The organism is Pseudoalteromonas sp. SR43-5 (assembly GCF_014163835.1).
In the GTDB taxonomy this organism is placed as follows: Bacteria; Pseudomonadota; Gammaproteobacteria; order Enterobacterales; family Alteromonadaceae; genus Pseudoalteromonas; species Pseudoalteromonas distincta.
Map to the genome: position 1 here is coordinate 1 of NZ_JACJEA010000057.1, position 9,401 is coordinate 9,401.

Annotated in this window: 6 protein-coding genes; 3 read left to right on the forward strand and 3 right to left on the reverse strand. The window is 37.6% G+C overall.

Annotated elements, in window-relative coordinates; all coding sequences use genetic code 11:
• A partial coding sequence (locus H5090_RS20260) for a transcriptional regulator (RefSeq protein WP_182696593.1) occupies positions 1-2,142 on the forward strand: 2,142 nt, incomplete at its 5' end.
• A gap of 274 nt (positions 2,143-2,416) precedes the next feature.
• Here H5090_RS20260 and uvrA read toward each other — a convergent pair.
• Positions 2,417-5,242: an excinuclease ABC subunit UvrA gene (gene uvrA, locus H5090_RS20265; RefSeq protein WP_170072570.1), complete on the reverse strand. Its 2,826-nt coding sequence runs from the start codon at positions 5,240-5,242 to the stop codon at positions 2,417-2,419.
• Between the two features lie 162 nt (positions 5,243-5,404).
• On the opposite strand from uvrA, the gene H5090_RS20270 reads away from it, so the two are divergent.
• Together H5090_RS20270 and H5090_RS20275 are read left to right on the forward strand one after the other, a co-directional pair.
• Positions 5,405-6,772 (forward strand): MFS transporter, encoded by a 1,368-nt coding sequence (locus H5090_RS20270; protein ID WP_010553785.1) that lies wholly within the window; start codon positions 5,405-5,407, stop codon positions 6,770-6,772.
• Positions 6,773-7,119: 347 nt separating this feature from the next.
• Positions 7,120-7,506 carry an antitoxin Xre/MbcA/ParS toxin-binding domain-containing protein gene (locus H5090_RS20275; protein WP_182696594.1) on the forward strand — a complete coding sequence of 129 codons (387 nt, stop codon included), beginning with the start codon at positions 7,120-7,122 and terminating at the stop codon, positions 7,504-7,506.
• A gap of 543 nt (positions 7,507-8,049) precedes the next feature.
• Here H5090_RS20275 and H5090_RS20280 read toward each other — a convergent pair.
• Both H5090_RS20280 and H5090_RS20695 read right to left on the reverse strand, forming a co-directional pair.
• A complete protein-coding gene (locus H5090_RS20280) occupies positions 8,050-9,186 on the reverse strand; it encodes a hypothetical protein (RefSeq protein WP_182696595.1) in 1,137 nt (378 codons plus the stop codon).
• A partial coding sequence (locus H5090_RS20695) for a hypothetical protein (protein WP_220490828.1) occupies positions 9,176-9,401 on the reverse strand: 226 nt, incomplete at its 5' end. The genes H5090_RS20280 and H5090_RS20695, both read right to left, overlap by 11 nt.

Sequence of the window (9,401 nt, forward strand, 5' to 3'; positions counted from 1 at the left end):
ATGAATTATCAAATCGGACCTTGGCAATTTATTAGTAATCGCTGTGTGATTACTTCAAACCATTTAGAAAGGGAATTAGATCCACTTTTAGTAAAGTTATTACTCCACTTTATAGATAAGCCTCAACAAATCGTTTCCCGCCAAGAGCTTATTGAGAGTGTGTGGCAACAGAGCTTTGTTGATGATAATGCGATTAACCGTGCAATCTCAGAGTTAAGAAAGCAGCTTGCCCACCCAATTGAAAAAGCACCGCTTTTAAAAACGCATTACCGTAAAGGGTATAGCCTAACAGTAATACCTGAACGTTTAACGCAAGCAAATGTTTCTAAAGAGTCTACAAATATTTTTCCTGACTCAACGGGTATTTCTGCCAAAAATGAAGAAGTAGCTACTGCAACTATTTCGCAACCGGTTCAAAGAAAGAATAGTAAAAAGTTTTTGATTTATTCTTTATTCGTCATTATTTGCCTGTGCTTTTTAATATGGTTTGGGTTGTTTTTTATTAATGCACCTTCTAGTGAAAAGATTAAACAGATCACGGTTAATAAGGTAGCAAGCACGTGGAATATAGGCAGTGAGGTTCACCCTGAGATGTCTTCAGATAAACAATATTTAGCTTATACAAATGTTGAACCTGAAAATGACGTAATGCATGCATTTGTAAAGCGACTATCTGATCAAAGGGAAGTTGAAATTACCTATCCTGGCTTTCAAGTATCTATTTTATCGTGGCAGTTAAATCAGCGCTCTGTGTTGTTACAAGCGACCAACTTAAAGCAGCAAAAGTGTGAAATGGTACTCGTCGATTTAAGCCAATTTCCTGTTATAGGAGAGGCTACCTTAATTAAAAAGTGTGACCTTAGATACACAGGTTATGCGCAAGTAGACGAAAGTGGTGAGCATATTTATTACACCGAATATAAAAATGAGCATGAGGGTTCAGGTTTATATAAATATGATTTAGAACTTAAAAAAGAATTCATAGTGATCCCACCACCAGGCGTCATGTATGGCGTAATCATGCCTCGCTTATCTCATTCTGGTAGTAAAATAGCATATGTACTTAGTCAAAAGGGTAAGCCTTTTTCTGTATTTAGTTACAACTTTGAAACCCATGAAACTAAGCGGTTATTTAAAGCAAAGAAAAGCGTAATTAGCTTCGCGTTTGACTGGCTTGCAGACGATAAAGGCGTGATCGTTTTTGAAGGCTCTGAGCTTTCAACCATAGTGTTTGATAAAAATAATATTATTAAGCGCACACTAACGGTTACCCCAGCAATTTCACCTTATTATATTGCAGTTCAATCTGCTAATAGCCTTTTTTACTCAGCAAATAAAACACAAGCATTTTCGTTAATTAAAGCGACTAATCTTTTTAGCGATGCTCCTGAGTATGAAGCACTCTACAAAAGTGATGAAGACGACTACATCATTGCAGAAGTAATTAATGAGAAAGGACCAGCGCATATTTTTGTATCCGAGCGCTCTGGCAGCAGTCAGTTGTGGTTATCTCAAAACGGACTTACAAAGCAGCTTAGTAACTTTACTTATGAAGGGAAATCTAACTTTGCAATTGGTGGACTAAGGGTATCGAGTAAGCAAGATCGGGTTTTATTAAGAGTTAATAGTGATATTGCATTTTTTGACGTTATGTCGAACAAGCTCTATACCATAGCTGAGTTTAAAGGGCGAAAAATACTAAACTATGTATGGTCTAAAGATAATGAAAGTATAATTTATTTAGAGCGAAGCGGTTCAGAAAATCTATTTGGTCAGTTTAATTTATTAACGCGAGACACAACTATATTAGAGGATATTAAAGCCAATAAATTAATTTCAGGTGCTGATGGCACTAACTATGCAATTACTAATAATCAGTTAATTAAATTATCAAATAAACAGAATTGGGAATTGCCTAAAGACGCGCGACAAGCACAAATTTTTGCCATTAATGGAAATTACCTTTACTACTCTGATGCAATTTCAAGAGTTGCTCGGCTTAATTTAGAAGATAAAACAGTACAAGATGTACATGTGGATTTTAAACCTATCGCATTTTTTATTAGTGATAGCAATCAGATTTTCTTTACAGCATCAAAATATAAAGACATGCAAATAATACAGATAAGTTGGAACGACTAGGGCCTGTTTATCTTTCGAGGTTAAATTTGCAGCGGTGTGTTGTTTTTCTTTAATAGCATTTTCGATTTTGTCTAAATGAGAATTTTTTAACACAGGTAGCGACACGTTTAGCCCCGCAAAATGATTAAGTATTATTGCGGGTTGGTATTATGTTGATAAATGAAAAGTTAGAGCAAAAAAATAGCGAGAAGTGAGTCTTCTCGCCATTTTTAATTAAGTGTAATCTCGACGGTTAAATAACTTTAATGCCGATTGATTTGTCACAACTTAACCTCTATTTATTTAATAGAGGTTTTAAGTAATGCCCTGTATGTGAACGCTCACATTCGGCTACTTCTTCTGGTGTGCCTGCAATGAGTATTTCACCACCGCCAGCACCGCCTTCAGGTCCTAAATCGATAACCCAGTCTGCTGTTTTAATAACATCGAGGTTGTGCTCAATAACAACAATTGTATTGCCGTGATCGCGCAGACGATGAAGTACAACAAGCAGCTGTTCAATATCAGCAAAGTGTAAGCCTGTTGTTGGTTCATCTAATATGTAGAGCGTTTTACCTGTATCACGCTTTGATAGCTCGCGCGCTAATTTTACACGTTGCGCCTCACCACCTGAAAGAGTAGTAGCGGCTTGTCCTAAACGAACATACGATAAACCGACGTCCATCAGCGTTTTAAGTTTACGGGCAATAGCCGGTATTTTATCAAAGTAATCATGAGCGTCTTCAACAGTCATCTCAAGCACTTGGTGTATGTTTTTACCTTTGTATTGTACTTCGAGCGTTTCGCGGTTATAGCGTTTGCTCTTACATACATCACACGGTACATACACATCAGGCAAAAAGTGCATTTCAACTTTAATTAAGCCGTCACCTTGGCAGGCTTCACAGCGTCCGCCTTTAACGTTAAAGCTAAAGCGACCTACTTTGTAGCCACGTGAGCGCGCTTCTTGCGTACCTGCAAATAACTCACGAATACCGGTAAATATACCTGTGTAGGTTGCCGGATTTGAACGCGGAGTACGACCAATCGGGCTTTGGTCAATATCGATCACTTTATCAAAATGATCTAAACCGCTAATTGATTTATACGGTGCCGCTTCGGCAGTGGTTGCGCCATTTAACTCTGTATGAGCAAGTTTAAATAAAGTGTCGTTTATTAACGTTGATTTACCTGAGCCCGATACACCTGTCACACAAGTCATTAAACCAAATGGGATTTTTAGATCTACATTTTTAAGATTATTACCCGTTGCGCCAAATAGCTCTAGCCACTTGTCGTTCGTTGGATGACGTTCTTTTGGTATTTCTATTCTACGTACGCCAGATAAAAATTGGCCCGTAACAGACTCTTTGCTTGCTAAAATATCGTCGCGTGTACCTTGAGCAATAATATGCCCACCATGGACACCCGCGCCTGGGCCAATATCAATAATATGGTCAGCGGCACGAATAGCATCTTCATCGTGCTCTACTACAATAACGGTGTTACCTAAGTCGCGTAAATGGACCAGTGTTTGTAGCAAGCGGTCGTTATCGCGTTGATGTAATCCAATAGATGGCTCATCTAGTACGTACATTACACCTACAAGGCCGGCACCAATTTGGCTCGCTAAGCGGATACGCTGAGCCTCACCACCTGATAGTGTGTCGGCGCTACGTTCAAGTGATAAGTAATTTAGGCCAACGTTAATCAAAAATGATAAACGGTCGCGAATTTCTTTTAGTATTTTTTCAGCTATTTGGCCTTTTTGTCCGGTTAGCGTTAACCCTTCAAAAAATTCCATAGCTTCACCAATACTCATGCACGTGATTGCAGGTAAGTTGGTTTGCCCAATAAATACATTTCGAGATTCTTCGCGTAAACGCGAGCCATTACAGCTAGGACATGCTTGGCTTGTTTGGTATTTAGCAAGTTCTTCGCGTACAGAGTTTGACTCGGTCTCGCGGTAGCGGCGATTCATGTTATTTAAAACGCCTTCAAACTCATGGTTACGCGTAATTAAATCGCCACGGTCGTTACGGTAATTAAACGCAATTTTAGTGCTACCAGAGCCATCTAAAATAATTTTTTTCGAGTCGCTGTCTAAATCTTGATAAGGCACGTCTAAATCAAAATTGTAATGATCCGCAACTGCTTGTAGCATTTGATAGTAATAAAAGCTGCGTTTATCCCAGCCTTTAATTGCCCCGCCAGCAAGGCTTAACTCGGGGTTATGCACTACGCGATTAGGATCAAAATATTGACGTATCCCTAAACCATCACAGGTTTGGCACGCACCAGCAGGGTTATTAAACGAAAACAAACGCGGTTCTAGTTCAGTCATCGCATAGCCACAAGTAGGGCAGGCAAAATTTGCTGAAAATAGAATTTCTTCAGCGCTGCTATCATCCATGTATGCTACATGTGCTACGCCATTAGACATTTCAAGTGCGGTTTCGAACGATTCTGCTAGGCGTTGTTGTAAGCCATCTTTTACTTTAAATCTGTCTACAACTACTTCTATAGTATGTTTTTTATGAAGCTCAAGTGTTGGTGGATCAGACAAGTCACATACTTCACCATCTATACGGGCGCGAATATAACCTTGGCTCGATAGCTGTTCTAATAACTTAACATGCTCACCTTTACGCTCTTTTACTATAGGCGCAAGCAGCATTAATTTACTGCCCTCAGGCAGTGCCAAAACAGTATCTACCATTTGGCTCACTGTTTGCGCAGCAAGTGGTAAATCATGTGTAGGACATCGTGGTTCGCCAACGCGGGCAAACATAAGTCGTAAATAATCGTAAATTTCGGTAATAGTACCCACCGTAGAGCGTGGGTTATGAGACGTTGATTTTTGCTCAATAGAAATTGCAGGAGAGAGGCCTTCGATGTGATCTACATCAGGCTTTTCCATAAGCGATAAAAATTGTCTTGCATACGCAGAGAGTGATTCAACATACCGGCGTTGTCCTTCTGCATAAAGTGTATCAAATGCAAGTGATGACTTCCCCGAACCAGATAGACCAGTAATAACTATTAATTTATCACGTGGGATGGTTAGGCTGATGTCTTTTAAATTATGCGTACGGGCGCCTCGGACTTCAATGTTTTCCATGCTATCTCGTTTATTACCAAAATTATTTACTCAGTATCGCATAATACGAAGCAATATTAATCCTTGATCAATGAAAAATCCTTACTTATAGGCGATTAATTATTGCCAAGCTTATGGTAGAATCCCAACCTCAATTTTTCATAGAGTAAGATCACGCAGATAATGACCGCATCTTCACTTAATTCACGAGAAAAGCGCGCCGCAGTATCGCTGGCGAGTGTGTTTGCATTTAGAATGCTCGGCTTGTTTATGCTGATGCCTGTATTGGCTATTTATGGACAATCGCTTGAAGGTTTTTCGCCTATTTGGATTGGTTTTGCTATTGGTGCGTATGGTTTAACGCAAGCCGTATTACAAATACCTATGGGTCGCTTATCCGATAAAATTGGTCGTAAAAAGGTTATTGTTGGTGGCTTAGTCGTATTTGCTATTGGCTCTGTAGTTGCTGCATTAGCTGACTCTATTCAAATGGTTACCGTAGGCCGCGCTCTACAAGGTATGGGCGCAATAGCCAGTGCGCTACTTGCGTTTGCCTCAGATTTAAGCCGCGATGAGCAACGACCAAAAGTAATGGCTGTTATTGGTATGAGCATAGGAATGAGCTTTGCCTTTGCTATGTTACTTGGGCCAATTGTTGCTGCTTCGTGGGGTATTGCTGGTGTATTTTGGTTAACTGCTATTTTAGCTGTTTTTGGTATATTTATAGTGACCATGCTAGTGCCAAATGCGGTAAATAAAGCACCCAAAGGTGATACATTAGCAAGCTTTAGCGACATTAAAAAACTAATTAAACATCCGCAGTTAGCACGATTAAATGCTGGTGTGTTGCTACTGCATTTAACACTAACCACTATATTTGTCGTACTGCCGAGTCAGTTAATTAAAGATGGCTTGGTTGCAGACCATCACTGGTATTTATATATTCCAGTGCTATTTTTAGCATTCTTATTAATGGTACCAATAATGATTGTGGCCATTAAAAAAGAGAAAGAAAAACAAGCATTTATTGGCTCAGTAGCCTTGTTAACTATTAGTATGTTAGCAATGTCGGTATGGGTTAATAGTGTAGTAGGCATTGCTGTGTGTATGCTGCTTTATTTTGTGGCGTTTAACTTTTTAGAGGCCACTATGCCTGCGCTTGTATCGCGAATAGCACCTGCAAGCCAAAAAGGTTCAGCAATGGGTGGCTACTCATCTAGTCAGTTTTTAGGCGCCTTTTTAGGCGGTATGTTAGGTGGTTATGTAGCACAAACGACAACGACGCAAGCTGTGTTTGCGGCAGCGGCACTTGTTGGGTTAATATGGCTTATTATTGCGTGGAAAATGCAAGTCCCACCCAAAAGTAAAGTTATTAGTTTAATGACCAAATTAGATTCTGAAGAGCATGCTCAAACACTTGCTTCTCAGTTAGTTGCTTTACCTGGCGTAATAGAAGCAACTGTGGTTCGCGATGAAAGTCGCAGCTATTTAAAGATTAATGATAAAGAATTTGACCTAGACCAAGCGCGTAAAGTTGCTGGTTTAATCTAACGTTTATAGGAGACGGTTTCATGGCACGCGGTGTGAACAAAGTAATTTTTATTCATACTCAAAAAACTATACTTTAATTTACACTATATGTGTTTAGTCATACTTAGAGTTCTATACTTTTAAATAAATCAGAAACTATAAGGCAATACTAAACACAACTTCCATAAAGTAGTTATTACTATCAATAAATGACATATTATCTATAAACTTTAAGTAGGTTACGGTTTAACTAAAATTAACCTTTCTATGGAAAGTTAGACTTGTATGTATTGGTAAAACATTGCTTTTCATTAATTTCCCCTTAGATTAAACTTATTCAATACTGATTAAGAATAATTTAGAAAGCTATGCCACTTAAACCTAATCAATTAGATATAAAATCAGAACAAGTCGCTCAAGTGGCATTAAAAACTTTTTTTAATATTATGTTCGAATGGAATGTTACAGAAGCTCACCAAATAGCTTTTTTAGGAAACCCACGTCCTGAAACCTTTAAAGACTTGCAACACAATCAAGCTTCATCTCTCAGTACAGACACACTCGAGCGTATCTCTTGCTTCATAACTATATATAAAAATCTAGGACTTTTATTTCCAAAAAGAGATCAGGCTAACCAGTGGATACACAAGCCAAATACAGTATTTGGAGGAGCTTCCGCATTAAGCTTTTTATCCTCGGGATATCTAAATCAATTACATGAGGTATGCATATATCTGAACAGTCAATTGAAGTAACTAGAGCAATAAAAATCAAATATACATTGGCACTTTGCCGAAGATCGGCAAAGTGCCAGCGGCGGGCAGTCGTAACCTTAGTCACTTGTTATACATTAGTTGCTAACTATGCTAGTTCTGACTTTAGCTCTTTGCACTTATAATAGTTTGTAATTATTGCCAACTATAAAAATAATATATTACCGTTCTTATATAAAGTAAAAGTAGGTCTTGACGCGGCTTATCGACATCAACTATTGTACATGAGCTATCGTGGTGCGTTTTTTAAAGATGCAGTTTTCACGGTATTACTTATCCATACCATGGAGAGCCTGTATGGCAGCCGCGAAGCCTGTTAAATTAAGCAACCATCAGTATACTTCTATTCGGCAATTGTACTCGCATGTACTAGCATGGCATAGTGAATTGCCGTCCTCTCATCCAAGAAAAAACTATCACCTCTTTGCTATCAAGCCATTCACTTGAGACTAGCCCTTATGTGTTAACAGCGGCCGGTGATATTGCCCGCTTTAACTGCTTTTGAAGACAAAAGTAACTATGCCTCTACAAGTCGCTCTCATGTGAAAATATAATCTGGTTATTCTTAAAGTCTATACTTACTAGTGTTTTTTTAAGAAAATCCTGACCCAAAACCACATCACAAATATCAACTCTCTTACTACGGAAATAAGCCGGCACATTTTTTAAGATATAAGGCTGGCTCCCAAAAGTTAATTTAAATTTAGGTATAACTTTCCCCAATGCTGATTGATTACCTGTAAAGCTATCTATTGAAAAAGTCGAAACCCCCACACTAAGTAAATTATTTCTGAGTTTTAAATACATTTTAGGGGCTACAAATGTTTTTATTGAACCGGTGTCAAGGCAGTAATTAATTCCACTAAATTTATTATCACCAATAGAAAGTTCACCTATGAAGTAAATATTTTGCCCATCATCCCTCAATGGAACTGTCAAAGTATTATTTTTTCCGTTCCCAAATAATAAGATGTTGTAGTTTTTGAAGTAACTCCGACCTAAAAGGTTATAGTTAGGGCTGACTATGAAAAGGTGGTTAGTGTCACTTGTATCAGACTTTCTTATAATATAATCGAAACCCTTAGTACCTCCCTGCACTGAGGTCACATTTATAGCTCCACCGAATTCACTATTTTCATCAATAGACAAACTATTGAACTCTGAGCCTGTATCTAAAGTAAAAACTATATTCTTATGATTAATCGTAAGCTCTTTTTTGAAATTTTCTAACTTCAAAGTCCCACTTCTAAGAACTGGAGTTTCTGTGACTTTATTTAAAATATTTAAGATGTTTATTTTTTCTACAACGGGCTGTTTCAGCGCAGAGAAATCACTGTTTGTATTCAAGTGATTTAACATCATTTCTAAGTACCTTTTAGCTTCATAGTAATCGTTATTTTTATAATTTGAACTATAATTCAAGTAAAAACAGTAGTATTTGAAATAAAAGTTGTTGTTTTTATCGCAGTCAAGACTGACTACTTTATTAGAGCTAGTATAACTTAAAAATAAACTGGCAAGCCTGTTACCTTCTTTACGCGCCTTCTCAAGGTAAACGCTATCACCTTTTTGGAGGTGTTGTAAGAAGGCTTCATCCGTCTCTGCATACGAAAACAGACTAATAAAACTCACTACTAATAATATCAACAATCTATAAGTCATTACATGAAGCTTTTATTTTTTTATTATCAATTAAATCTGTTTTTGTTATCATTTTTTTATTTGTTAGTTCAAATATCTTTTCCCTAGCCAAGTAAAAACCATTTTTTGAGACCTCTAAATTTTTATTTAAAAAATTATAATTATGGTTTTTAAAGCTTTTATTATTTAATGATAATTTGCTAAACGCTGGCATATAAAATAAAGAACAAAATTCC